Source organism: Microbacterium sp. DT81.1 (genome assembly GCF_049844955.1).
In the GTDB taxonomy this organism is placed as follows: Bacteria; Actinomycetota; Actinomycetes; order Actinomycetales; family Microbacteriaceae; genus Microbacterium.
In genome coordinates this window covers 259,202-284,432 of record NZ_JBNCMA010000001.1, presented here as the reverse complement: position 1 = coordinate 284,432, position 25,231 = coordinate 259,202, and the positions used below count along the sequence as shown (strand labels likewise).

Sequence of the window (25,231 nt, the reverse complement as noted above, 5' to 3'; positions counted from 1 at the left end):
GATCAGCCGCTCACGTCGTAGCGGAGACCCGCCCACACACCGCGAGAGGCTGCCCGGATCTTCGACCACCGCGCGGGCTCGAGCAGGAGCACCTTGGTCCATGCCTTGCCGGTGAACCAAAGATCCTCCCAGAACCACCGGCCGAGCCCGTATCTGCGGATCACGATGATCCGGTTCCGCGCGGCGTAGAAGTGCCGCATGGACGAGTAGTTCGCGAGGTAGATCCGTCGACCGAACAGGTGCACCGGATCGGAGTCCCCGAATCGGTGATCCAGGAGCGCGTCGAACACCTTGAGGTTGTGGAACCCCCGCTTCCGGGCCCTCAGCGAGATCTCGTGGTCGACGTAGTCGATGAAGAGGGGCTCGTCATGCAGGCCGATCTTCTCTATGAGCTCGCGCGAGAAGAGCGATCCGGAACTGATGAGCACGTCGACCTCGCGGGCGCCGGTACCCGTCTCGCGTCGGTACACGACGCCCGTCGCATGAGATCGCAAGGCGGGGGCGACGATGCCTGTCGTGGGGCCGGCTTCAGCGTGGGCATCGAGCAGCCGGTCGAGCATGCCATCGGTGACCGTCGAGTCCTGGTCGAAGATCCACACGAAATCTGCTCCGGCGTCGAGCGCGGAGCGCATTCCTGCGTTGAAGCCGGCGGCGACGCCGACGTTCCCGGGCTGCGGCAGCGCGGTCACCGCCGCTCCGGCCCCGAGGAGTGGCGCGAGCACGTCGCGTGATTCGGCATCCGGTGAGTTCTCCACGACGAAGACCTCGTCCACCTGAGCCAGAAGCGCCTGGATGTTCGTGACGATGTCGGGCTCGGGGTGATACGCGAGAACAACGGCGGCGACACGTGCACCCGGCCGCCGGGTCATGAGATCTTCCGCACGGCGTTCACCCGGTCAGGCTGAGCATCGCGCCGTAGCTCAGAACCCCCACCGCGGGGGCGAGGGAGCGTGTCCAGATGGAGCGCGTGAAGAGCACTCCGGCGCAGGCGAGGAAGAACGGCAGCAAAGACATGCCGTAGCGGGCCACGAGGTCCACGTAGTAGCCGCTCAGGACGGTAGAGGCGAGCGCCAGGAACGGAGCAGCCAGCAGCGCGACCACGAACGACGACAGCGCCAGCGCTTCATCCGTCGAGCCCCGGCGCGCCACCGCGAGCAGTCCGAGCACGCCGGCGACGATCACCCACGTCATGACGGTCGATGCGACGATGGCGGCGACCCCTACGTCCTCCGGGTCGAGGGCGCCTACCGAGACCCCGGGGAAGAACTTGAACATCTCCCGCAGCAGGGCCGTCGCGGTCAGTGGTGAAGGCGCACCTTCATACGCGCCGGACTCGAGTGCGATGGCGTTGCGGATCACGAGCCAGGCCGCTTGCCCTGCCAGCGCCACGAGGAACGCGAGCACGGCAGTGTGAACGTGATGGTCGCGTACGAACGTGTGCAGACGCCGGCCCCGCTCCCTGCGGAATGCCGCACCCGCCGCGAGGATCACGAGCACCATGGCGGCGGCGACGACCGCCATCAGGTTCTGCATCTTCGCGAGCGTCACGAGGAGCGCGAAGAGGACGAAGAGCCATCGCGCCCCGCGCCCCGCACCTGGTCGCAGGAGCATGGTGACGCCGAAGAGCATGAGCGATCCGGCAAGGAGCGCCGTCGCATCCGTGCTCACATATGTGTTGGACCAGTAGGCGGGAAGTGAGCCGACGAGCAGGAGACCGAGCCCTCCCGCCACGACGGGATGCACCCGCAGACGACGAAGCGAGAGGTAGAGGAGAACCGCCGCGGCTGCCAGCCACGTCCACCCCGCGAGTCTTCCCGCTGTCGTCAGGTCCTCTACTCCCACCAGACGGAGAGGCTGGGCCATGAGCCAGGTCGCGGCGAAGTAGAGGGGGGTGTAGATGTCCGCCGTCGTCTTGCCGGCCTGCGGCATGCGGTCGACGTCTGAGGGCTGCCAGTCGGTGCACATCGACTGCGGGTACAGCCCGATGGCCCGTACCCCGTGGCATGAGAGATACAGGCGCGCGTACTGGCCCGTATCCTCCCCTCGTTGCACGACGAATTGCGTGGGGACCTTGGCGAGATAGTCGATGTAGACGTATTCGTCGATCGGCGACACGGCAGTGTGCTTGGGCACCTGCCACACGGCGAGCACCATCGCGGCGACCACGAGCAGGAGGCAGATCGTCGTATCCACGATTCGGCGCGAACGCACGATACGACGCACTCGGCCGCCATCGGACCGAGCGGTTTCCGGCGCGAACGTAGGCAGGGAATCGACCAATGTCGTCTCTCGTCTCTTCCCGTGCTCGACGGGTGTCTATCGTGGGGGGCTCGCCGCCGGCGAGGGTCGGCATGAATTCGAGGAGTCTCGAGGCGACATCGCGAGGGCGCGTGGCAAGAATACCCGCATCGCCTGTCGATGACATCGCCGGCGCCTCGCCGCCTCGGTGACCTATCTGACGGAGATCGCCGGCTCCGCGTGCGCGACGCCCGTCTGCGTGGACAATGCGGGGACGGAGAACATCGCCCCCTGCCACTGGATGTCGTAAGGCCGTCCGTCTGCGGCCAGGACCTCCGCATTCACGAAGTACTGGCCGCCGGCCAGGGGAAGGCTCGGGAAGCTGTACGTGATGATCCGACGACCCGCGGAGCTGGGGCCGTGCCGCGTGGCATTGCGGCGCGTGCCGGTTCCGAACACCTGCTGGCCGTTCGGGGTGTCGATGCTGAGGCTCGAATGCCACTCGTCGATGTCGTGCGGCACATCGACCTGGACCTCGACCATCATCTCCTCACCGGTCGAGATGTTCTCGACCGGGTCACCGGAGGCATTGCGCACGAGGACGGAGACGATCTGGGGAATGAGGCGGGCCTCGGCGCTCTCGATCGCAACACCGGCGGCGGCTTTCCGCTTGCCCTCGAGGATCTCGCGGTGCACCCGTGTCGCGTCGACGGAGGACCCGATGAAGGCGACCTCTCCCTGACTGAGCACGACGCCCCGATCGCACACTTCCATCACCTGCTCGGCCGAGTGCGAGACCAGGACGATCGTGCGCCCCTCGCGCTGGAACTGGCGGATCTTGTCCATGCACTTGCGCTGGAAGGCCTCGTCGCCGACGGCGAGCACCTCGTCGACGAGGAGCACGTCGGGGTTGGTGTGCACCGCGACCGCAAACGCCAACCGCACGTACATCCCGGAGGAGTAGAACTTCACCTGACTGTTGATGAAGTCGCCGATCTCGGAGAACGCGAGGATGTTCTCGAACTCGGCATCCGTCTCCTCTTTGGAGAGACCGAGGATCGCCGCATTCAGGTACACGTTCTCACGACCGCTCAGATCCGGATGGAAGCCGGCGCCCAGCTCGAGGAGTGCGGCGAGCCGCCCGCGGCGCAGCACGGTGCCCGACGACGGGTCGATGATGCCGCCGATGACCTTCAGCAGCGTGCTCTTGCCCGAGCCGTTCGTGCCGAGGAGCCCGATCGACGAACCGGCGCGGATCGTGAACGAGACGTCCTTGAGGGCATCGAACGACTCCTGGTGCGCGCGTCCTCGACGCCCGAGCGTCACGACCCGCTCTTTCAGGGAGTTGTCCTTGCGGAGAACGAATGACTTCGAGACGCGGTCGACGACCACGACCTCCGGGCCCTCCTCGCCCGTGGCGCGATCAAGAGTCGACATGGTTCACAGCTCCTGCGCGAAGTTGCCCTGCAGGCGCGCGAACACGCGCTGACAGATCCAGATGAGCGGCAGTGCGACCAGGAGCGCGATGAGCATCCGCAATGCGAGGTCGGGAGGGTAATCCGCTTCCGTGCCGGTCACCCAGAAGGTCTTGTGGAAGCCGAGCACTGCGAGAGTGAGCGGGTTGTTGGTGTAGACCTCGAGCAGCCAGCTCGGAAGGTTGAACTGGGCGAAGACGTCGTACACCATCGTCCATCCGTAGACGATGGGCGAGGCCCACAGCGCCAGCGTCAGGACGATCTGGACGAGGTACTGGACGTCGCGCAGATAGACGTTGAGAGCCGACATGAGGATGCCGAGGGCGGTCGAGTACAGCACGATGAGCAGCACCGAAGGGATGAAGTAGAGCAGGTCCGGTGTGAACGGCGATGATCCGAGTATCAGGCAGGCGACGGTGAGCACCACCACCTGGACGCTGGACGTGAAAAGGGCGGAACCCGTGGAGGCGAGCGGGAAGATCTCGCGCGGCACGTAGACCTTCTTCACCAGGCCCGCGTTCGCGACGATCGATGCCGTGGTTCCGGAGAGCGTCTCGGAGAAGAGCCCATAGATCGTCAGACCGGAGAACACGTAGAGGGCGAAGTCCTCGATGCCGCGCGCGGCGCCCAGGATCTGGCCCATCACGACGTAGTAGACGAACAACTGGATGAGCGGATTGATCAGCGTCCAGAGCACGCCGAGAACGCTGTCCTTGTAGCGCGCCTTGATGTCCCGACGGACGAGGAGGCCGAGCAGCTCCCGATGGGCGAACACCGCCCGCAATGAGCCCCAGGTGTCGCGGAACCCGGCTTTTCCCCCGGGGGCGACGAGGGGCTGTCTGCTCAGACGCTCGAATCGGGTGAGAGCGCTGTCACTCAATTCGTACCTTGACTTTCTTCGCCGGCGACCAGCGACCAACTATACCGGTCGCCGGATGCGAGTCCCCCGAGTGAGTGAGTGGCCCTCGAGTCAGCTCTCCGCCCATACAGACCCGGTCGATGGCGGCCTTTTGGCCGTGCCGACGTTATGCCGGAGACTGGTGGCATGCGTGGAATCATCTTGGCCGGCGGCACGGGCTCCCGTCTGCACCCCATCACCCTCGGGATCTCGAAGCAGCTCGTACCCGTCTACGACAAGCCGATGATCTACTATCCGCTCTCCACACTGATCCTCGCGGGCATCCGCGACATCCTCATCATCACGACGCCCCAGGACTCCGACCAGTTCCAGCGACTGCTCGGGGACGGCTCCCGGTTCGGCGTCGCGATCACCTACAAGACCCAGCCCGCGCCGGACGGTCTCGCGCAGGCGTTCATCCTCGGGGAGCAGCACATCGGGTCCGACTCGGTGGCCCTCGTCCTGGGCGACAACATCTTCTACGGGCAGGGCATGGGCACGCGCCTTCGCCAGTACACCGATCTGACCGGTGGCGTCATCTTCGGCTATTGGGTCGATGATCCGGCGGCCTACGGCGTAGTCGAGTTCGACGTGGACGGCAACGTGGTCTCACTCGAGGAGAAGCCCGCCCAACCGAAGAGCAACTACGCCGTGCCCGGCCTCTATTTCTACGACAACGACGTCATCGACATCGCCAAGAATCTGAAGCCGTCGCCGCGCGGCGAACTCGAGATCACGGATGTGAATGTCCACTATCTGCAGGGAGGCAGCCTCAAGGTCGAACTGCTTCCGCGCGGCACCGCATGGCTCGATACCGGTACGTTCGACTCTCTCAGCGAAGCGACCGACTTCATCCGCACCGTGGAAAAGCGGCAGGGCCTGTCGATCGGATGCCCCGAGGAGGTCGCCTGGCGGATGGGCTTCCTCAGCGACGATGAGCTCCGCCAGCGCGCCGAACCGCTCGTGAAGAGCGGATACGGCGCCTACTTGTTGAAGGCCCTCGAGCAGGGCCGACACTGAGCGACAGGAGACTTCCACGATGACGGACGTCTCTCCGGTCGGAATTGCCCCGGCCAGTCTCGATGCGAACGCACGCCGACTGTTCATCTACGTCGTATGGGACCGCCGTGGCGAGGTCGAGGACTACATTCCCTATGCGCTCGCGGGCATGCGCAGCCATGCCGCCCACATCCTCGTGGTGATCAACGGCGCGCTCTCCGCCGAGGGGCGAGCAGCGCTGGAACCGGTGAGCGACGAGATCCTGGTGCGCGAAAACGTCGGCTTCGACATCTGGGCCCACAAGGATGCCCTCGACCACATGGGCGATCGGCTCGGCGACTTCGATGAGCTCGTGCTGACGAACGACACGTGGTTCGGGCCGGTGCGCCCCTACGCGGGTGTCCTCTCTCGTATGGACGCCCGACCCGTGCACTTCTGGGGAATGACCGACCACGCCCGGGAAGAGCCGAACCCCTTCACCGGCGACGGAGTCCTGCACTATCACCTCCAGTCGTTCTGGATCGCGGTACGGCGCGAGATGTTCCTCTCCGAGCGTTGGAAGCAGTATTGGCACGATCTGCCCGACATGCCCGGCTATTTCGACGCCGTGCTTCAGCACGAGACGGTCTTCACAGAGCATTTCGCGTCGGCCGGGTTCACGCACGACGTCGCCTTCGCCTCAGAGGATTACCCCACCGATCATCCGGCGCTGTTCAACCCCGATCTTCTCTTGGCGGACGGGTGCCCTTTGCTCAAGAGGAGACCGTTCTTCCACTATCCGCCTTTCCTGGACCGGCACGCCGTCATCGGCAGGGAGATCCTGCGCGATGTCGCGGGTCATGGATACCCGATGCCGTTGATCTGGGAGGACCTGGCTCGCAATGTCGCCCCCAAGACACTCAACGCGGACGCCGGTGCGCTCGAGGTCCTGCCCGAGGTCGACGTCTCCTACGACGCCACAAGGCCCTTCCGAGTGGCCGTCGTCATGGACATCGAGCACGTCGAGATGGCCGATGAGCTGCTCGACCGCGCGTCCTGCCTGCCGGATCCCTTCGATCTCATCATCACGACCACGTCGCCATCGCGGGCGCGACAGCTGCGCGAGACGCTGGATCGGCGAGCGGACTCCGGGGTGCGCAGTGTCGATGTGCGCGTCCTGCCATCAGAACTCGGCCGTCATATGAGCGCCTTCTTCATCGGATGCCGCGACGTGCTGCTCGATGGCCGGCACGACCTGGTCGTGAAGCTCCACTCGAAGCGGTCGTCGCGAAAGTCATTCAACGTGAGCCGCTACTTCACCCGGCACCAGCTCGAGAACCTGCTGAGCTCACCGGGTTATGCGGCCAACATCCTGGCACTGTTCCAGCGCGAGCCCGGGCTCGGCCTCGTCTTCCCCCCCGCACCCCACATCGGCATTCCCACCTCTGGAGCCGGCTGGTCGCTGCACCGGCCGCGGGCGGAGGCGCTCGCAAGGAGCCTCGGCATCCGGGTTCCCATGGACGAGGTGTCGCCGCTCGCGCCGCTCGGCGGCATGTTCGTGTGCCGCCCCGAGGCGCTGCGCCTGCTCAGCGAGCATGAATGGCATTCCTCGGACTATGCAGCCTCGCAGGAGTTCCCGAAGGCGCCACTCGGGCCGACGCAGGAGCGACTCCTCACGTATGCCGCCGGGGAGCGCGGTTTTCATTCCCGTACCGTCATGAATGCCGAGCACGCCGACATCAGCCACACCGCTCTCGAGTTCAAGCTCGATCAGCTCGCCTCGACGACCCCCGGGTATCCGATCGAGCAGATCCAGTTCCTCCACCGCTCCGGGCCGACCGGACGCGGGAGCGCTCTCGACCTCACGCGCATGTACCTCCGCCTGAACCATCCAGAAGCCGCGAAGTCGATCGCACCGTTCACGGCTGCCGCCCGCGGCGCCGTTCACCGACTGAAGTCGCTTCGCCTCGGATCACGGAGGGTGACATGACGGCTTCGCCGGTTCCCGTGGCCGCGGCGACCGCATTCCCGGCAGCCGGCCGGCGGCTCGTGATCTACGTGGTGTGGGACAGGCGCGGCGAAGTGGAAGACCACATCCCATACGCGCTCGCGGGCCTGCGGGAGCACGCGGACCGGATCCTCGTTGTCGTCAACGGAGCACTCTCCCCCGAGGCACGGACGAAACTGGAGCCCGTGTCGGATGAGATCCTCGTCCGGGACAACCACGGCTACGACATCTGGGCGCACAAGCACGCGCTCGATCACCTGGGTGCCGAGGTGGTCGAGTTCGACGAAGTGATCCTCACGAACGACACATGGTTCGGGCCGGTCCGTCCATACGGACCCGTGCTCGCGCGAATGGAGGAGCGCCCCGTGCATTTCTGGGGCATGACCGACCACGCCCGGGAAGAGCCCAACCCCTTCACGGGAAGGGGTGTGCTGCACTACCACCTGCAGTCGTACTGGATCGCGGTCCGCGCCACCCTTCTCCGCTCGGAAGCGTGGGCGGCGTATTGGCGCGACCTTCCCGACATGCCCGAGTATCTCGACGCGGTCCTTCGACACGAGGTCACGTTCACCGAGCACTTCGCCTCCCGCGGATACACGCACGACGTCGCCTTTCCCTGCGGGGATTACCCCACGGATCACCCGGCCCTCTTCAACGCCGATCTGCTGCTTGCCGACGGCTGCCCCACCCTCAAGCGACGACCGCTCTTCCACTGGCCGCCCTTCCTCGACCGCCACGGCGTCATCGGTCGCTGGACCATGGCGGATGTCGATCGCTACGGCTACCCGGTGGAGCTCATCTGGCGCAACCTCGCGCGCAACGTCGAGCCGAAGGTGCTCAACACGGATGCCGCGATGCACGAGGTGCTGCCGGAGGTCGACGTCTCCTACGATCCCGCGAATCCTTTCCGCATCGTCGCCGTGCTGCACATCTTCTATGTGGAGATGACCGACGAGATGCTCGATCTGGTCGACACCCTGCCGGGCGCGTACGATCTGGTCGTCACGACGCCAGACGCGTCCAAGGCCGACGAGATTCGAGACATCATCGCGCGACGCCCCCGCGAGGGCCGTCGGGTCGACGTGCGCGTGCTCGAGTCCAACGACGGCCGCGACCAGAGCGCGTTCCTGGTGGCCTGCAAGGATGTGCTGATCAGCGAGGAATACGACCTCGTCCTGAAGCTCCACTCCAAGAAGACCCCGCAAGACGGCTTCAACGTGGGGCGACACTTCAAGAACCAGCAGTTCTCGAACCTCCTGAACAGCCCGGGGTATGCGGCGAACCTGCTCGCGCTCTTCCAGAAGGAACCGGGGCTGGGCCTCGTCTATCCCCCGACGATCCACATCGGCTACCCGACCATGGGCCGAGGCTGGTGGTCGAACAAACCCGGGTTCGAGCGGCTCAGCGCGCGGCTCGGCATTCGGGTGCCGCTCGATGAGATCTCGCCCCTTGCGCCTTACGGCTCCATGTTCGTCGCCCGCCCGGAGTCGCTGCTCCTTCTGGTCGAGCACGACTGGTCCTACGACGACTTCGGCGGCGCCGAGGCCTACCGCGATGGGGGACTCGCACATATCCTCGAGCGCATGCCGTCGTACGCCGCCGCTGAACTCGGCTATCACACGCGTACCGTCTCGACGGCCGAATACATGTCGATCAGCCACACGTCGATGGAATTCAAGCTCGATCAGATGTCATCGACCATCCCCGGGGACAGCGTCGATAAGATCATGTTCCTCAAGCAGGCGGGCTACGTCGGGCAGGGCCGCCCGCGCGACTTCGTCCGCATGTATTTCCACCTGCATCCGAGAGTCGGACGATTGCTGGGCTGGAGCATCGACGAGTCCCACCCGCTCGGCAGGAGGCTCCGCCGCCTCGCGTCTGCGCTGCGGTGGAAGCGCCGATGATCGTCGCCGTTGCGGCCACGGGCGCGGCAGCCGCCGCGGCACGGGAGACGGTGCGCTCCATCCAGGCCGTCGCTCCCGAGCTGGCCTGTCATGTGCTCGACGTGGATGGCCGCTATTCCCCGATCGGGCATGAGACCGTCTCGTCGCCGCGCGACGTCGGACTGCCGCTCGCAGCCACCCGCCTGACGCACGACGACGCCGACTTCCTCATCGCCGCCACGGCCCTCTGGGCGACTCGTCTGCTGGACGAGGAACAATCCGTACTCGGCCTGACGCCCGGAATCCTGCTCGTCAGCCCTCCCACAGGTGCATGGCTCGATGGCGACGCGACGGTCGCCGTCACGCGGACGGTGGCCGTCCAGCCCGCTCAGGCCGTGCAGATATCGGTCCTCGCGAACGAGCTCTTCCTGCTCGGCACCGCCGCTCGCCCGCACGGTCCAGGGCTGGAGGCGCTCGCCCGCGACTGGCGGACCGTGGGGCGCTGGCTCGACTTGTTCCTGGCGCGCGTTCCGCATCGTGTGCTCGCGGATGACGCGCTCTTGGTGTCACGATGGAATTCGGATGCCGCCACCGTTCTCGGGGATGTGCGGGGGTCGCTCAGTCGGAACGGCGTACCGGTGCTCGCCCTGGCCCTGGATGGCCTCGATCCCGTCCATCCGACCCTCTTCGACAGCCGCCGCGGAGCATCGTCAGGTCCGCTGCTCAGCAGGAATCCGCTGCTGGCACAGCTCGCGAGCGAATTCGCAGAACGCCAGCTGTCCCAGCTGAGCGGCACCGCCGAGCCTCCCGCGGACGCTGCGGTCGTACGGGCGTGTGCTCGGGCGGGCGTCGATGCGGGCACATCTCTCGACGCCGCTGAGCACGACCTCGAAACATGGCTGCTGGAACTCTTGCCTGCGGCTCACCGTGCACCGGCAGCTCGCTATCTGGCAGGCATCCGCTTGCTGCGCTCCGATCTTCGCGATGCGTTCCCTCACGTGCCGGGCAGCGACTCTGCCCGATTGGCTCGGTGGGCCCTCGATCACGGCGTCGGCGAGCCCGGATACGACGTCACCCTCCTTCAGCGCGCCGCTGAGCGCACGCTCGCCGCTCAGCCGGCACCCGATCCCCCCGACACGGGCCGGCCCCACGGTGTCAACCTGGTCGGCTACCTCTCGGGGGAGTTGGGCGTCGGCACGTCGGCGAGGCTGATGGATGCCGCACTCACCGCCGCGGGCGTTGCGACGAGTACTTTCCCCGTCACGACGAGCCTCGAGTCGCGTTTCTCGGCGACCTACCGGCACACGTCGGGAACGCGTTACGACACGACGCTGCTGGCCGTCAATGCTGATCAGACGCAGGCGGTGAGCGAGGCGATGGAGGACGTCGTCGACGGCAGCTACCGGATCGGCATGTGGTACTGGGAGGTCGAGTCCTTCCCCGAATCGCGCGACGCCGCCTTCGCGCTTGTCGATGAGGTCTGGGCGGCCACGGACTTCGTACGCGATGCGATCGCCGAGCGCGCCCCCATTCCTGTTCGCACCGTCACGCCGCCACTTCCGCAGAGGTCTGCCGGTGACCCTCCTGGAGTCCCGGCGCACCTGAGCATCCCCCTGGAGAGGGCATGGTTCTTCTTCGCGTTCGACTACCTGAGCACAGTTGAACGCAAGAATCCGCTTGGACTCGTCGACGCATTCACACGCGCTTTCCCGCACACAGACGCCCACGGCCCCGTTCTGGTCATCAAGACGCTCAACGCCGGACTGCGCCTGGGAGAGGCCGAGCGGGTTCGCCTCGCCGTCGCGGGCCGCCGAGACGTCATCGTGATCGACGAATACCTCGAACCCGAGGAGCTCACGGCTCTGATGGCGAGGTGCACGGCGTACGTCTCGCTCCACCGCGCCGAGGGGCTCGGGCTCACGATCGCGGAAGCGATGGCGTGGGGGCGACCGGTGGTCGTGACCGCGTACTCCGGCAACATGCAGTTCACGAATGACCGGAACGCCTTTCTCGTGCCCTGCGAGATGACGGCGATTCCGCCCGACGCCGATCCGTACCCCGCCGGAACCCTGTGGGCGGATCCCGACCTCGATCAGGCTGCGGCGATTCTTCGCGGGATCGTCGACGATCCGGACTCCGCGGCGGCCGTCGGCCGGCGAGCCGAAGAGGACATGCGCCGACTGCACTCCCCCGAGGTCGTGGCACAGCGGGTGCGTGAATCGCTCCGTGCAGGATGGGACCGGCGCGACGAGATACTCGCCCGTGAGGCGAGGTCGGCGCGACCCCCGCTTCTGCGAAGAGTGCGCGCTCGCATCCGGCGAGCCCTGTTCCGAGCGGACGGCCGTCGGCGATGACCGCCCCCACGGCAGTCGTCAAGGGTCGAGCACAGGCGTCGGGTCACCCTGAGGCAGCGACGCCATCCTCCACAACCACACGAAACGCGTGGTTGGTGTTCGGCGTCCTCTTCGTCGCGTCCGTGATCGCCGCTCTCTCGCTGCGCAGCATCATCTTCGCCGAGCCGATGGTGGCGTGGGGGGACGACGCTTCCAACGGTCTGCTCATTCTCGAGGCGAAACGCTTCAGCCTGCTCGAGGGGCACTACTCCCGTACGGGAACGAACCACCCCGGTCCCGGCTGGCTCTACCTGCTGGCGGGAGGGGAGGCCCTGTTCTACGACTGGCTGCACATCGTCCCGGCACCGTTCAACGCGGTCGTCCTTGCCCAGATTGTCATACAGTGCCTCTGCATCGCGGCCGTCGGCGGCGTGGCGACAGCGCTGACCCGCCGAGCGTTCGCCGGCATCTTCATCGGCGCTGCGACGTTCTGGGGATTCGTGGGATGGTTCGGCGACACGCCGTTCCTCGGCTATGCGCTCGGAAACACCTGGCCACCGTTCGCCTCGTTCACCTTCCTGGCACCGGTGGTGGCATTCTCCATCGCGGTAGCCTACGGGCGCACGGCGTTCCTTCCCGGGCTGGTTCTCGCCGGGGGCCTGCTCGTACATACCCACGTCGCGTTCTTCTTCGTGTTCGGCGGCCTCTTCGTCGGCGTCTCCATCGCCTGGTTCGTGGTGCATCGCCGCGGCGTCGGAGCGGAACTGAAACAGCATCGCGTGGCCGCGGCGCTCGCGGCGATCGCACTCGTGCTCGTGATAGGGCCGCTCGTGCTCCGCACGATCCTGGATTGGCCCAATCCATGGCAGGGGTGGTTCGGATTCACCCGAAGCGTGACCGTGCATCCGGGTTGGGGCGAGATCGCCCAGTATTTCCTCAGCGACCTGATGCTCATCGGGATCCCCGTGTGGGTCTACGGCGCCGCGGCCGCCGTGGCAGCGCTGCTTCTCGTGGTCGAGCGTGATGCGGCGCGGCGGCGCCTCGCCGTGACGGCCTACTCGGTGATCGGCGTCATCGCGCTGCTCTCGATCCTCTACGTGAAGCTGGCGGTCGACTACGTCAGCCCGGTCGAGGTGTACGGCTACATCGTCGTTTACACGCTCGTGCTGCCGCCGATCTTCCTGTCCATCGTTCTCGTCCATCTGGTGGGGACGGTGACGGAACGCGTGAAGCGTGCGGGAGGCTGGCGCGCTGTCAGGGTGGCCGTGCCCATCCTGTCCACGGTTGCAGCGATCGCGCTCTTCGGGTCGATCACGATCGCGAACCCGACCATCGGGTACGCCCTGCAGCCCCAGATCGCGAGGATGGCCCAGATCGGCGACGAGCTCGCAGAGTACGCGAGGGCGAATGGAGAAGTCGGCATCTATCTGCGGGATGGGTCTTTGTGGCCAGACTTCGCCACCGTATTCCTGGCCGCACTTCGCAACGAGGGCGTGGGTGACGTCTGCGGATACTACGCGGAGGGCAGCGACGCGCAACGACTGACGATGTCGAGCGCGTTCGCGTGCGACGGAACGCCGGAGAACATCGTGGAGCTCATCCGCGCCGACTCAGCCGACTCCGCCACGGCGCTCTGGTCGCATCAGTCCGATCTCGTTCATCCCGAAGGCCTTGTGGAATGGGTCCCGCGCTCCTGACCCCGCTCGTTCGCGATGCCGGCGACTCGATGGCGGAAGGGCAAGTCGGAACACTCATCGGAGCTGCATCAGCGCTTCACACCCGCAGCGAGTCGGACGACCGCGGGAGCGGTCCCCCATCGGGGACGAGGGCAGCCCACGCGAGGTCGGCGTAGTCATCCCACGTGCGCGTGGGGCGCGCGTGCGCCTCGTCGCGAAGTCGTTCGAGGATGTCGTCGTCCGAAAGCAACGCCCGCATCGCCCGGGTGATCTGATCGTCGTCGCGCGGATCCACGAGCATCGCACCACCTGACTCGGCGATTTCCCTCGTGCTTCCGAACTCCGACGTGATGACCGGCGTCCCGACGGCGAGCGATTCCGCGACGGGAAGGCCGAACCCCTCGTTGATGGATGGGAAAACCGTGAAGCGCGCGACTCTGTACGCGGCCCAGAGCAAGGAGTCTCCGGCGCGGCTGATCGACTCGACCGGTCGCCCTGCCGCCTGAAGGGCCCCGAGGCGCTCATGGAACTCCTCGCTGCGCCACGCGTTCCCACCTATGAAGCACAGCGAAAAGCGTCGGCCTTCCCGCCAGAGGAGTTCCGCCGCGTGAAGAACGGCGAGATGGTTCTTGCGCGGTTCGTGGCTCCCCACAACGAGGACAAGCGGCATGGTCCCCACGACCAGCCTCTCGCGGGCTGCATCGAGGTCGGACGGGGAGGATCCCCCGGCCGACGTGGGCAGCAACACGGGAACGACATCGGGGCCGACAAGCCCTGCACCCCGCAGCATCACGCGCCAGCCGTTGTACTCGATCGCAGTTGCCTGCGAGATGGTGCAGACCCTGGTGAAGAACTTGAGCGCCGACAGATAGTGGGCGAAGGCACCCGTCAACCCGGTCGCTATGAGCGTTTCACTGGACGTCACGGGAATGAGGTCGTAGCAGATCGCCGTGCACTGAGTTCTACCGAATCGACCCAGCGACCGCAGGCGCGCCGCGCGCGACAGCTCGGCCGACACCTCCGGAAGAACGAAGATCGTCTCCCACGGGACAACGACCGTGGTGCCGACCCGGGGCGGGTCCTCGCCGACCCGCGCACGGCCGTCGCGAACGCGGGCCAATTCGTCCGGCTCGAGCTCGCGCATCGCCTGCCAGCCGTCGGTCCAGGCCACGAAACGGACACCGGGGCGCGTCAGCCATCGCTTGGCGACTTCTCGGACGACCCTTTGGATGCCGGTCGTCATCGTCGTGCTGACCGTGTCGGAGACGTCGACGAGCACGGCTGCCTGTTCCACGACCACTGTCCACCGGATGCTCTCCGCGGTCGTCTCGCTTCGGATGGCCTCGAACAGCGCCGCGGGATCGAACTCGGCTCGCCTTGCCGTCTCCTGCACGAGCGAGGACTCCGGAAGCCGGCCCGTCAGCACGGCGAGCGCGAGCCATATCTGGCTGCGATCGCGCGCATCCACGAGCCGGCTCAATGCGGACATCAGGCCCGCTTCGTCTTCTACCGTGACAGGGTTGTGGCCGAGAGCCTCCGCAAGTGTGGCGAGACGTCGAATCCACCCGCTCACGAGCGGTCGGGAGTCACGAAGTCTCATGAGAAGCCTCCTCGAGCAACGGCGCGACGAGGAAGTCCCAAAGCTCCGCTGCGTAGTAGTCCCATGTCGTGTCGGGGCGGTCGCGCGCTTCTCGAACGAGGGCGTCACGGAAGTCGGCGTCGGTGACCAGCTGCCGAAGTCCCTGAACGATCGACAGGTCATCCCTCGGGTCCACCGTGATGCATCCGCCGTCTGCCGCGATCTCCGCCTGGCTGCCGTACGACGTCGTCAGCACCGGCGTTCCGACGGCGAGCGCCTCCACGAGCGGCAGTCCGTACCCTTCGTGGAGCGAGACGAAGGCGACGGCGTCGGCGTCCGCCAGTTCGCTCCACAGCACTTCCTCCGACACGCGGCCGAGGTCGACGAGCGACCTCCCGTCGGCCGTGAGCCGCTCGATCGTCTCGCGCACGTGCTCGTCCGTCCAGCCGTTGCCGCCCACCATGCGCACTTCGAAGGAGAGACCTTCGGTCCACAACCGCTCGGCCGCGAAGAGGAGCGCACGGTGGTTCTTGTGCGGCTCACGCGTGCCGGAGAAGACGATGCGAGGCTTATCGCGCCGCGCACGGTTGCGGACGCCCAACCATGTCGGCGCAGTGCTCGCCGGGAGTCTCACTTCGCGGACGAGGGGTCCAGTCAATCCCTGCGCCTCCAGCATCTGAGCGAACCCCGAGAACTCCGCGGTCGCAGATGTAGAGATCCCCGCGATGCGGTCGGCCGCCTTGAGTGGCACCAACCACTCCCCCGCGGCCATCGCGTCATGGATCGGTCGCGTCTCGACGCTGGTGATCGGGATCAGGTCGTATCCCACGGCAGAGAGCCGGTTGCCCGAGCAATGGGCGATTCCGGCGAGCGCCTCGGTCGGCATGCCGATCGGCACGTCGGGTAGCACCACGACCGTGTTCCAGGGGACGAGGAGTTCGGGTTCGTAACCGGGGTCCACCTCGTCTGACGTGACCGTCGCGCCGAATCGCACCACCCGGGCGACCTCGCGCGGCGCCGCCGAGCGAAAGATGCGGTAGGTGTCGTCCCATATCCCCAACTCGATTTCATGCGCGCCCGCCCACCGCGACACCGTCTCGCGGACGACGCGGTGGATGCCGGACTGATAGTCGAGGCGTCCCGACGTGTCGACATCGACGAGCGGCGTCGTGACCACACGCATGGGGAGGTCGATGCGGCTTTCCGACGCGAAGCGCACGGCCCGTCCCAACAACGCCGTCTCGACGGCGTCCAGTGGCTCCAGCTGGATGGTCCGCTGCACGGCGCGCACATCGTCGACACTCGGGAACCGGCCCGTCACGGCCGTCAGGATGAGCCACGGGATCGAGCGTGAGGACCCCGCGCTCGCGATCTTCAGCATTCGTCCCAAGAGTGTCGCCGTGTCGAGGCCGACTTCCGTCGAGGGGCTGGTCGGAGGGTCGGGAAGGATGAAGCGCGCCGCCTCGAAGACTCGCTGGTCGAGCACACGGAGGGCTGCGGCACTCGACAGACGCGTTGCGTTCAACGGATTCGGCCGATCGCTCTGCGCAGTCCACGAATGGGTTCCGTCACTCGCCACGACAGCGATCCATGCATCGCCGCGAGCTCCTCGCGCAAGCGGTCAGCGTCCGGATCAGCCACCTCGGAGCGCCTCATCGGCGAGACCGCATCCGCCCACTCGGTGAGGGCTATGCGCTTCCAGTGGATGACCTGCGCTTCCAGCTCAGACGTGGTCGAGTCCAACTGTTGGGACAGACGCTTCAGCTCGTCATCGAATCGCGCGGGGACGAAGTCGTCGAGCACGCATGCGGGGTACGCCAGCCGCGCCGCCAGCTCCTCGCCGTGCTCCTGAGCCACGTAGAAGCGCGAGAGGCCATCGAAGAGGCAGAACTCGTATCCGGCGGCCAGGATTGCGGGTTCCCACTCCCCGTGAGTGGCCACCGTCGAGTTGGGCTGGGTCGCCTCGACGACCAGTACCCATGGGCGATGCCGCCGCAGATCGAGGCCTCGTATGACGGCCGCCTCGGCGCCTTCGACATCGATCACCATGAAGTGAACGGGTCTGTCGGCCCACCCGGCGTCCGAGTAGACCTGTTCGAGCGTGCGCGCCGGCACGACGATGTCTTCGACCTTCCGGCCGGTGATTCGGTGGCGCTCCCCCACCGCGTCCACTGTGGATGACAATCCCGTCCCGGCGACGGCGTGCAGCGTGACGTTCGCAGACTCGCCGTCGGAGATCGCCACCCGAAGCTGCACATCACGAGGGCGCTGCTCGCGATGCAGCGCCGCAAACTCCTCGACAGGCTCGATCGTGATGCCGTTCCAACCGCGATCGTAGAACGCACGCGTCACCGAGTCGGTGCGGGGATGGTTGGCGCCCACCTCCACGTAGTGTCCTTCGGACACGTGCTGAAGCGCACGCCACAAGACGACGTCCTCGGCATTCTGGGCAAACGAAACGAAGGGGCCGTCAGACATGGAAGCGATCTTAGCCGGACCGCAGAAACGGTCCATGCGTATCGACCGGGGCAGGACCGGTAGGCTCGCAACGACCGAACACCGCCCTACCAAGAGGAACCATGGCACGCGCGCTCATTACCGGAATCACAGGTCAGGACGGCCTTTACCTCGCTCAACTGCTGCTCGGCAAGGGGTACGAGGTCTACGGCCTGATTCGCGGGCAGAACAACCCGAAGCGAGAGCTCGTCGAGCGAACCGTGCCGGGTGTCCAGCTGCTGACCGGCGACCTCACGGATTTCTCGTCACTCGTCCGCGCCCTCGCGGTCGCTCAGCCAGACGAGGTCTACAACCTCGGAGCGATCTCCTTCGTCGCCTATTCGTGGGAGAACGCATCAGTGACCGCCGATGTCACCGGTAAAGGCGTCCTCACCATCCTCGAGGCCGTCCGCCTGTATGCGGGAAGCGAGCCCGAGAAGGTGCGCTTCTACCAGGCGTCGAGCTCGGAGATGTTCGGCAAGGTGCAGGACGTGCCGCAGCGCGAGTCAACCCTCCTGTGGCCTCGCTCGCCCTATGGCGTGGCCAAGGTCTTCGGGCACTACATGACGATCAACTACCGAGAGTCGTATGGACTGCACGCTTCGTCCGGCATCCTCTTCAATCATGAATCCCCGCTGCGCGGCCCGGAGTTCGTCACCCGCAAGATCAGCCTCGCCGCGGCGCGCATCGCCGCCGGCAAGCAGGACAAGCTGGTGATGGGCAACCTCGACGCTCAGCGCGACTGGGGTTTCGCGGGCGACTACGTGGAGGCGATGTGGCGCATGCTCCAGCAGCCGGAGGCCGATGACTACGTGATCTCCACGAATGAGACGCACTCCGTCGAGGAGTTCGTCGTTCGCGCGTTCGCGCGGGTGGGCATCGAGGATTGGCAGAAGTACGTCGAGCAGGATCCCCGATTCTTCCGGCCCGCCGAGGTGGAGCTGCTCATCGGCGACGCGGCCAAGGCCCGTGAGCGCCTCGGCTGGGAGCGCACCGTGGACTTCCCCCGCCTCGTCGACATGATGGTCGATGCCGACGTGGAGCGCGTCGCCAACGGGGAGCTCTGAGTGCCGCGCGCCTTCCTCACGGGCATCACCGGCCAGACGGGGAGCTATCTCGCGGAGCAGCTCGCCGGGGCGGATTGGGAGGTGCACGGACTGGTCCGGCCCGCTGACAGCAGTGCAGCCGCGACCCGACGGCTCGTCCCCTCGGCGACGCTTCATGAGGGCGACCTCGGTGACCTCGCCCGATTGACCGCGCTCGTCGATGACGTCGAGCCCGACACGATCTGGAACCTCGGCGGCCTGTCATCGGTCGCCGCTTCGTGGCAGCGTCCGGTCGAGACCGCCCAGATCACCGCCGTTCCCGTGGTGGCGCTCCTCGAAGCAGCGTGGCGGCTCCAGGAATCCCGCGGGCGACCGGTCGCATTCGTGCAGGCTTCGAGTGCGGAGATCTTCGGTTCCCCCGAGCACTCCCCTCAGGATGAGGCGACGCCGATCCGCCCCACCAATCCGTACGGCGCCGCGAAGGCGTATGGCCATAATCTGGTCGGCCTGTACCGCCTGCGAGGGCTGCCGGCCGCCAGCTGCATCCTCTTCAACCACGAGTCCCCGCGGCGTCCGCCCTCGTTCGTCACGCGTAAGATCACGCGCGCCGCCGCGAGGATCGCGCTGGGACTGCAGAATTCGCTCGAACTGGGAAACCTCGAGGCACGGCGTGACTGGGGATGGGCGCCGGACTACGCCCGCGCACTGGCATCAGCGGCCACAGTCCCCGACGATTACGTGATCGCAACGGGCGAGCCGCACTCGGTGAAGGAATTCGTTGCGGCGGCCTTCGCCGCGGCCGGCGTCGAGGACTGGCCCGAGCGGGTGCATGTCGATCCTTCGCTGGTGCGCCCCGCGGACGCCGCGGAGCAGGCCGGCGACTCGAGAAGAGCCCGCACGGCACTCGGCTGGGAGCCCACCAAGACCTTCAATGAGATCGTCGCAGCGATGGTCGAGGCCGACTTGGCGGAGGCGCGCGCGGAACGCTGATCGTTCCCCTGTCTCCGGGCACGACCGGAGCGCCCGGTATCGTGGAACCATGCGCAGACTCCTCGTCACCGGCGGCGCCGGGTTCATCGGCTCCAACTTCGTGCACCACGTGATGGAGCACACCGACGACCACGTCACGGTGCTCGACAAGCTCACCTACGCGGGGAACCGAGCCTCGTTGCACGGACTCCCCGACGACCGGCTGACCTTCGTGCAGGGCGACATCGCGGACGCGGCCCTCGTCGATGAGCTGTTCGCGAACACGGAAGCCGTCGTGCACTTTGCCGCCGAGTCGCACAACGACAATTCTCTGCACGACCCGCGTCCGTTCCTCGACACGAACATCATCGGAACGTACACGCTGCTCGAGGCGGCCCGCCGCCATGGGACGCGTCTGCACCACATCTCCACCGACGAGGTGTACGGCGACCTCGAGCTCGACGACCCGACCCGATTCTCGGAGACAACCCCGTACAACCCCTCCAGCCCCTATTCGTCGACGAAGGCCGGGAGCGACCTCCTGGTGCGGGCGTGGGTGCGCTCGTTCGGCGTGCAGGCCACGATCTCGAACTGCTCGAACAACTACGGGCCTTACCAGCACGTCGAGAAGTTCATCCCGCGCCAGATCACGAACGTGCTGCGCGGCATCCGTCCCAAGCTCTACGGCAAGGGCGAGAACGTGCGCGACTGGATCCACGCAGACGACCACTCGTCGGCCGTGCTGACGATCCTCGACGGCGGCGCGATCGGAGAGACGTATCTCATCGGCGCAGACGGCGAGAAGAACAACAAGGAGGTCGTCGAGCTCATCCTTAAACGTCTGGGCGAGCCGACCGACGCGTACGACCACGTCACGGATCGAGCCGGCCACGACCTGCGATACGCGATCGACTCCACGAAGCTTCGTACCGAACTGGGATGGCGACCGCGCTACCAGGACTTCGAGGCGGGCCTCGGGGCGACGATCGACTGGTACCGCGACAACGAGTCGTGGTGGGCGCCCGCGAAGGACGGCGTCGAGGCCTTCTACGCCTCGAAGGGTCAGTGATGACCGAGTTCGGCAAGGCGCTCACGCCGACCGAGACGTCCATCCCCGGCCTGGTCGTCTGGGATCTCCCCGTGCACGGCGACTCCCGCGGCTGGTTCAAGGAGAACTGGCAGCGCGAGAAGATGACGGCTGCCGGCCTGCGCGATTTCGGGCCGGTGCAGAACAACATCTCGTTCAACGACGCGGTGGGCACGACACGAGGCATCCATGCCGAGCCATGGGACAAGTGGGTGTCCGTGGCGACCGGGCGCATTTTCGGCGCGTGGGTCGATCTTCGCGAGGGACCGACCTTCGGCGCCGTCTTCACGACGGAGCTCGACCCGTCGCGCGCGATCTACGTTCCTCGCGGCGTCGGCAACTCCTACCAGACGCTCGAGCCCGACACGGCGTACGTGTACCTCGTGAACGACCACTGGTCGCCCGACGCCTCCTACACATTCCTCAACCTCGCGGACGAGGCATCCGCTATCGCATGGCCGATCCCCCTCGACCAGGTCGAGGTCTCACCGAAGGATCTCGCACACCCGCGCCTGGCGGACGTGACGCCCATGGGACCGCGCAAGACGCTCGTGCTCGGTGCGAACGGGCAGCTCGGTCGCGCGCTGCGCGCAGAGTGGGGGGATGCGCCGCACATCGAGTACGCCACTCGCGCCGAGCTGGACCTGTCGTCTCCCGATCTCATGAACGCTCGCCGCTGGCGCGACTACGACACGATCGTCAATGCGGCCGCCTACACATCCGTCGACGTCGCGGAGACGCCCGAAGGCCGGGTGCACGCATGGTCCGCGAACGTGCTTGGTGTGGGCTCGCTCGCCCGCGTCGCCACCGAGAACGACATCCTCCTCATCCATGTCTCCAGCGACTACGTCTTCGACGGCACGTCGACCCGACCGTACCGCGAGAACGATCCGTTGAGCCCTCTCGGCGTGTACGGGCAGACAAAGGCGGCGGGCGATACCATCGTGGCCACGGTTCCGCGCCACTACATCGTCCGCACGTCCTGGGTCGTCGGTGAGGGTAAGAACTTCGTACGCACAATGGCGGATCTCGCCCGTCGGGGGGTGGACCCCCGCGTCGTCGACGATCAGGTCGGCCGGCTCACGTTCACCCACGACATCGCCCGCGGGATCCGTCATCTGCGCGATTCGGCTGCCCCCTACGGCACTTACAACCTCACCTCCTCTGGAGCATGTCGTTCGTGGGCGGACATCGCGGCCACGATCTTCGATGTGATCGGCGCTGATGGTGGACGCGTGATCCCGACGCCGACCGACGCCTACTTCGCCGGGTCGATGAACACCGTCGCCCCACGGCCTCGTTACAGCGAACTCGACCTGTCGCGCATCGAATCGACCGGATTCACGCCCGGCGACGGTGACGAGCGACTCGAGACGTACGTGCGCGCGCTGGGGTGACGCCGAGCCTCGGGGCAGCACTCCGCCCTCGATGCTCTGGGTCCGACAAGAGTCGCATCGAGTCGGCCTCGGGAACGGGGTGTGCCGAAGACGACCGCGACGATCACGCTACGGGAGGGTCGACAACCGCCCCGCCAGCCGCGGGCGATGCGTCGACGGCGCGCCCCTTCGAAGAGACAGCCCGTCGGGTGCCGAAGACGACGAACTTGTAGAAGAGGAAGTTCCAGACCAGGCCGAGCAGCACAGCGGTCGCCTTCGCGATGTTGATCGTGACGAATTGCCTGCCGGACTCACTCGGCAGGAACAGAAGCGAACGACCGAACTCGGTGTCGAACAGCAACTCGAACCCGAGGATCACCGCGTTCTGCAGGATGAGCGAACTGAATCCGGTCACCAGGAAGAAGATCCCGAATCGCTTGACAGAGATCGGCTTCTGGTAGCGGAAGACGAAGAAGTGATTCAGCAGATAGGAGACGCAGATACCTGTCGTGACCGAGATCACGTTTGCGGCCAGCGTCGGCGTCGCGAACGCGAACACCAGCACGTTCAGTATCATGAAATCGAGCGCAGTGTTGAGACACCCCGCTATCAAGAATCGGACCTTCTCGTTCGAGAGCAGCTTCTTCACGTACTGAGGTATCCTTCACAACCATGCTCAAGCTCGCGATCGCCGTGCCCACATACAACGAGGTCACCAATGTAGAGGCGCTCATGGAGTCGATTTCCCGTGTGGGTGCCCAACATCCCGACACCGCGATCACGCTCTTCGTGCTGGATGACTCCTCCCCCGATGGCACTGCCTCCTTCGTCGAACATGCAGCCCCGCGCTTCGAACGGGATAACTTCGCGGTGCGAGTCGTCGTGAAGCCAACGAAGGAAGGGCTCGGAGCAGCCTATATCCACGGTTTCCGGCTCATCCTGAATGAGGAGTTCGACCATATTCTACAGATGGACGGGGACCTCTCCCACGACCCCAGGTACATCTCGGGGTTCATTCATCAGGCCCAGGCCGGCGCGCCGTTCGTCGTCGCCTCCCGATACATCCCCGGGGGTGGCACCCCCGACTGGTCATTTCGTCGCAAGTTCCTCAGCCGCGGAGGCAACACTTACGCCCGGCTCGTGCTGAGCCGGGAGATCTCCGATTACACCGGCGGGTTCAACATGTTCTCGAGTGACATCCTGCACCGCATCAAGCCCGAGACCATCTCGGCGACCGGCTACGGGTTCATCCTCGTGCTGAAGTACCGTGCGCTGCTCGCCGCGCAGCGTGTCGTCGAACTCCCCATCGTCTTCCTCGACCGAACCAACGGGGAATCGAAGATTCCGCGCAACACCCTCATGCGGAACTTCTTCCTCGTCCCGCGCGTTCGGGCGGCACGTGGAGATGTCTAGCGACGCCAGGCCGACCCGCTCATCCGCGCCCGCCCGCTTCCCCTGGTGGGCGCGCGCGGGTGTCGAACTCGTCGCGGTCGTCGTCGTCATAGCGGCGAGCTTGATCATCCTTGGACGATGGATGGGGACCGATTGGGAGACCAACCTCCTCTACAACGGCGACTCGCTCGTTCTTCCGTTGGTGCGAGAGTCCGTGCTCGCGGGCGAGCCTTTCGAGTGGGTGTTCTCGTCGCAGTTGTTCCTGTTTCCCGAGAGCGTGCTCTACTGGATCGCCAGCAGCTTCACCGACAACCCGCGCGCCGCCCTGGCGGGCGTGGCAGTGCTCAATCTCGTCCTGCTCTACGTACTGCTTCGTTGGTGCTCGCGGCTTCTTTTCCGGCACTCCCGACACCGGATAATGGAGGTCTGCGTCGCTCTCGGTGCGACCGCCACGTACATCGTCTATGTGCTGCTCGAGCCGGTTTCTGACATCAATGGAACGGCGATAGCGAGCCTCTTCCTCCTCGTCTCGTACTACCCAGGTGTGGTCCTCTCCGGCTTGACGGCGATCGCCCTCACCCTCTGGGTGACCCACAGCTTCACCGATCCACCTGTCCGCGCGGCTCGAACCGCAGTGTTCGCGGTGTTGTTCGTGATGGTCGGCGCTTTGACCGGCGCATCGAACCCTCTGTTCTGGATGCAGATTCTCGCCCCTTTCGCGGTCACGTTGGTCATCGCTGCGCTGCTTCGGCGGATCAGCCGCCAGTGGCTGTGGACACTGGCCGTCGTGATGGTCGCCACCGTCCTTGCCGGGTTCCTACTCCGTCAGCTCCTGGAGCGGTACGGCTCGCGAGGCGTCGGCAGCTACTTCAACCCGTCGATGATGGGCGAATCGCTCGCGTTGCTGAACAGGGTTGCGGATGACCTGCTCGCTACCCCGCATGGATTCCTCAAGCTTCTTCTTGCCTCGGCGGTGCTCCTCGTGACCGCGGTACCCATTGCACGAGCTCTGTTCCGTCCGCGCCACACGGATCCCCGCTCGCAGGTCACATCCGCGGAATTGATCCTCGCCATCTTCTCCTGGGTCACCGTGAGCTCACTGCTCGTCGGGATGGTTCTCACGGGGACGATGACGACGCGCTACCTCGAACCGTTCTTCGTCGTTCCCCTCCTGTCCGCCTCGTACGAGACGGTGAGATTCCTGCGAGTGACTCTCGCGTCGATACCCGAGGCGCGGGTGCGGCGCAGTCTCGTCGCGTTCGGGATGATCGTCGCGTCGGGCATGGCTCTTCTGCTCGTCGTCGGAGGAGTGCTGTCCGTCCAGCGCGCCTCGGTGCTCGCGTTCTCGGAGGATCGCGGCGGGGCCGGCTGCACGGCGGAGCTCCCCGCGGACGCCGAGGCCGGCGTAGGAACATTCTGGCTGACACGCAATTGGGATCTCTACGGCACACACGATGAAGCGATTCTTCAGGTCAATTCCGACCTGACGGTGTTTCCCTGGATGATCAACCTGGCGAGTTACGACGACCAGCGCTTCACCTTCGTCGTGCAAGACCCGTGGGGTTTCGTCACTGAAGACTCGATCGCGCCGCTCGGACCGCCGAAGTCCGTCCAGGAGTGCGACGGTTTCATGATCTACGACTACGCCGGAACACAGGGTGAACAACTGCTCAACGATCGGATCGAGTCGAGCCTTCTCGCCGAGAAGCGGCTCCGCGGATTCGAGTGACCTGCGCTCGTCTCCTCGCTCCGACCCTCGAAACACTCAGATCCGCACCGGCGATCGTGCGCCGACGG

At 66.0% G+C, this 25,231-nt stretch carries 19 protein-coding genes; 11 read left to right on the top strand and 8 right to left on the bottom strand.

Going from position 1 to position 25,231, the window contains the following annotated elements; all coding sequences use genetic code 11:
* Positions 1 to 2: 2 nt before the first annotated feature.
* From ACLQ2Q_RS01225 to ACLQ2Q_RS01210, 4 genes are all read right to left on the bottom strand, one after another.
* Positions 3 to 869, bottom strand: a complete 867-nt coding sequence (locus ACLQ2Q_RS01225; RefSeq protein WP_425817128.1) for a glycosyltransferase family 2 protein — start codon at positions 867 to 869, stop codon at positions 3 to 5.
* A 19-nt stretch (positions 870 to 888) separates the two neighbouring features.
* The gene (locus ACLQ2Q_RS01220; RefSeq protein WP_425817126.1) at positions 889 to 2,193 is read right to left on the bottom strand and encodes a hypothetical protein; all 1,305 of its coding nucleotides are present in this window, start codon (positions 2,191 to 2,193) and stop codon (positions 889 to 891) included.
* Between the two features lie 258 nt (positions 2,194 to 2,451).
* A complete protein-coding gene (locus tag ACLQ2Q_RS01215) occupies positions 2,452 to 3,675 on the bottom strand; it encodes an ABC transporter ATP-binding protein (RefSeq protein WP_425817124.1) in 1,224 nt (407 codons plus the stop codon).
* Positions 3,676 to 3,678: 3 nt separating this feature from the next.
* Positions 3,679 to 4,593, bottom strand: coding sequence for an ABC transporter permease (locus tag ACLQ2Q_RS01210; protein WP_425817122.1), 915 nt, complete (start codon positions 4,591 to 4,593; stop codon positions 3,679 to 3,681).
* Positions 4,594 to 4,758: 165 nt separating this feature from the next.
* Between ACLQ2Q_RS01210 and rfbA the strand changes: the two genes are divergently transcribed.
* The 5 genes from rfbA to ACLQ2Q_RS01185 all read left to right on the top strand — a co-directional run bounded on the left by rfbA (position 4,759) and on the right by ACLQ2Q_RS01185 (position 13,510).
* Positions 4,759 to 5,631: a glucose-1-phosphate thymidylyltransferase RfbA gene (gene rfbA, locus ACLQ2Q_RS01205; RefSeq protein ID WP_425817120.1), complete on the top strand. Its 873-nt coding sequence runs from the start codon at positions 4,759 to 4,761 to the stop codon at positions 5,629 to 5,631.
* A 19-nt stretch (positions 5,632 to 5,650) separates the two neighbouring features.
* Complete coding sequence (locus ACLQ2Q_RS01200; RefSeq protein ID WP_425817118.1) at positions 5,651 to 7,579, top strand: rhamnan synthesis F family protein; 1,929 nt, start codon at positions 5,651 to 5,653, stop codon at positions 7,577 to 7,579.
* Positions 7,576 to 9,501: a rhamnan synthesis F family protein gene (locus tag ACLQ2Q_RS01195; protein ID WP_425817116.1), complete on the top strand. Its 1,926-nt coding sequence runs from the start codon at positions 7,576 to 7,578 to the stop codon at positions 9,499 to 9,501. Before ACLQ2Q_RS01200 ends, ACLQ2Q_RS01195 begins: the two co-directional genes overlap by 4 nt.
* On the top strand, positions 9,498 to 11,834 hold the full coding sequence (locus ACLQ2Q_RS01190) for a glycosyltransferase (protein ID WP_425817114.1): 2,337 nt from the start codon (positions 9,498 to 9,500) through the stop codon (positions 11,832 to 11,834). The genes ACLQ2Q_RS01195 and ACLQ2Q_RS01190 overlap by 4 nt, the downstream gene beginning before the upstream one ends.
* Before the next feature lie 95 nt (positions 11,835 to 11,929).
* Positions 11,930 to 13,510 (top strand): hypothetical protein, encoded by a 1,581-nt coding sequence (locus ACLQ2Q_RS01185; protein ID WP_425817112.1) that lies wholly within the window; start codon positions 11,930 to 11,932, stop codon positions 13,508 to 13,510.
* Between the two features lie 76 nt (positions 13,511 to 13,586).
* On the opposite strand, the gene ACLQ2Q_RS01180 is transcribed toward ACLQ2Q_RS01185, so the two are convergent.
* From ACLQ2Q_RS01180 to ACLQ2Q_RS01170, 3 genes are read right to left on the bottom strand one after another with little or no spacing between them, the layout of a single operon-like run.
* Positions 13,587 to 15,089 (bottom strand): glycosyltransferase family 4 protein, encoded by a 1,503-nt coding sequence (locus ACLQ2Q_RS01180; RefSeq protein ID WP_425817110.1) that lies wholly within the window; start codon positions 15,087 to 15,089, stop codon positions 13,587 to 13,589.
* Complete coding sequence (locus ACLQ2Q_RS01175) at positions 15,076 to 16,647, bottom strand: glycosyltransferase (RefSeq protein WP_425817108.1); 1,572 nt, start codon at positions 16,645 to 16,647, stop codon at positions 15,076 to 15,078. The genes ACLQ2Q_RS01180 and ACLQ2Q_RS01175 overlap by 14 nt, the downstream gene beginning before the upstream one ends.
* Positions 16,590 to 17,546 (bottom strand): FkbM family methyltransferase, encoded by a 957-nt coding sequence (locus ACLQ2Q_RS01170; protein WP_425817106.1) that lies wholly within the window; start codon positions 17,544 to 17,546, stop codon positions 16,590 to 16,592. The genes ACLQ2Q_RS01175 and ACLQ2Q_RS01170 overlap by 58 nt, the downstream gene beginning before the upstream one ends.
* A 101-nt stretch (positions 17,547 to 17,647) precedes the next feature.
* Here ACLQ2Q_RS01170 and ACLQ2Q_RS01165 point away from each other — a divergent pair, with 101 nt between their 5' ends.
* Genes ACLQ2Q_RS01165 through ACLQ2Q_RS01150 form a run of 4 tightly spaced genes read left to right on the top strand, consistent with a single transcriptional unit; the run spans position 17,648 to position 22,063 of the window.
* Positions 17,648 to 18,631, top strand: coding sequence for a GDP-mannose 4,6-dehydratase (locus ACLQ2Q_RS01165; RefSeq protein WP_425817104.1), 984 nt, complete (start codon positions 17,648 to 17,650; stop codon positions 18,629 to 18,631).
* Complete coding sequence (locus ACLQ2Q_RS01160) at positions 18,632 to 19,600, top strand: GDP-mannose 4,6-dehydratase (RefSeq protein WP_425817102.1); 969 nt, start codon at positions 18,632 to 18,634, stop codon at positions 19,598 to 19,600.
* A gap of 49 nt (positions 19,601 to 19,649) precedes the next feature.
* Positions 19,650 to 20,648: a dTDP-glucose 4,6-dehydratase gene (rfbB, locus tag ACLQ2Q_RS01155; protein ID WP_425817100.1), complete on the top strand. Its 999-nt coding sequence runs from the start codon at positions 19,650 to 19,652 to the stop codon at positions 20,646 to 20,648.
* Positions 20,648 to 22,063, top strand: a complete 1,416-nt coding sequence (locus tag ACLQ2Q_RS01150; protein WP_425817098.1) for a sugar nucleotide-binding protein — start codon at positions 20,648 to 20,650, stop codon at positions 22,061 to 22,063. The genes rfbB and ACLQ2Q_RS01150 overlap by 1 nt, the downstream gene beginning before the upstream one ends.
* Before the next feature lie 103 nt (positions 22,064 to 22,166).
* On the opposite strand, the gene ACLQ2Q_RS01145 is transcribed toward ACLQ2Q_RS01150, so the two are convergent.
* Positions 22,167 to 22,691 carry a GtrA family protein gene (locus tag ACLQ2Q_RS01145; RefSeq protein ID WP_425817096.1) on the bottom strand — a complete coding sequence of 175 codons (525 nt, stop codon included), beginning with the start codon at positions 22,689 to 22,691 and terminating at the stop codon, positions 22,167 to 22,169.
* A gap of 23 nt (positions 22,692 to 22,714) precedes the next feature.
* Here ACLQ2Q_RS01145 and ACLQ2Q_RS01140 point away from each other — a divergent pair, with 23 nt between their 5' ends.
* On the top strand, positions 22,715 to 23,455 hold the full coding sequence (locus tag ACLQ2Q_RS01140; RefSeq protein ID WP_425817094.1) for a polyprenol monophosphomannose synthase: 741 nt from the start codon (positions 22,715 to 22,717) through the stop codon (positions 23,453 to 23,455).
* A complete protein-coding gene (locus ACLQ2Q_RS01135; protein ID WP_425817092.1) occupies positions 23,448 to 25,163 on the top strand; it encodes a hypothetical protein in 1,716 nt (571 codons plus the stop codon). Before ACLQ2Q_RS01140 ends, ACLQ2Q_RS01135 begins: the two co-directional genes overlap by 8 nt.
* The last annotated feature ends 68 nt before the right edge of the window (positions 25,164 to 25,231 follow it).

Excerpts from the sequence above, each read along its gene's own strand:
- ACLQ2Q_RS01225 (WP_425817128.1), bottom strand. The coding sequence starts at position 869 with ATGACCCGGCGGCCGGGTGCACGTGTCGCCGCCGTTGTTCTCGCGTAT.
- ACLQ2Q_RS01215 (WP_425817124.1), bottom strand. The coding sequence starts at position 3,675 with ATGTCGACTCTTGATCGCGCCACGGGCGAGGAGGGCCCGGAGGTCGTG.
- rfbA (WP_425817120.1), top strand. The coding sequence starts at position 4,759 with ATGCGTGGAATCATCTTGGCCGGCGGCACGGGCTCCCGTCTGCACCCC.
- ACLQ2Q_RS01200 (WP_425817118.1), top strand. The coding sequence starts at position 5,651 with ATGACGGACGTCTCTCCGGTCGGAATTGCCCCGGCCAGTCTCGATGCG.
- ACLQ2Q_RS01195 (WP_425817116.1), top strand. The coding sequence starts at position 7,576 with ATGACGGCTTCGCCGGTTCCCGTGGCCGCGGCGACCGCATTCCCGGCA.
- ACLQ2Q_RS01190 (WP_425817114.1), top strand. The coding sequence starts at position 9,498 with ATGATCGTCGCCGTTGCGGCCACGGGCGCGGCAGCCGCCGCGGCACGG.
- ACLQ2Q_RS01180 (WP_425817110.1), bottom strand. The coding sequence starts at position 15,089 with ATGAGACTTCGTGACTCCCGACCGCTCGTGAGCGGGTGGATTCGACGT.
- ACLQ2Q_RS01170 (WP_425817106.1), bottom strand. The coding sequence starts at position 17,546 with ATGTCTGACGGCCCCTTCGTTTCGTTTGCCCAGAATGCCGAGGACGTC.
- ACLQ2Q_RS01165 (WP_425817104.1), top strand. The coding sequence starts at position 17,648 with ATGGCACGCGCGCTCATTACCGGAATCACAGGTCAGGACGGCCTTTAC.
- rfbB (WP_425817100.1), top strand. The coding sequence starts at position 19,650 with ATGCGCAGACTCCTCGTCACCGGCGGCGCCGGGTTCATCGGCTCCAAC.
- ACLQ2Q_RS01150 (WP_425817098.1), top strand. The coding sequence starts at position 20,648 with ATGACCGAGTTCGGCAAGGCGCTCACGCCGACCGAGACGTCCATCCCC.
- ACLQ2Q_RS01140 (WP_425817094.1), top strand. The coding sequence starts at position 22,715 with ATGCTCAAGCTCGCGATCGCCGTGCCCACATACAACGAGGTCACCAAT.
- ACLQ2Q_RS01135 (WP_425817092.1), top strand. The coding sequence starts at position 23,448 with ATGTCTAGCGACGCCAGGCCGACCCGCTCATCCGCGCCCGCCCGCTTC.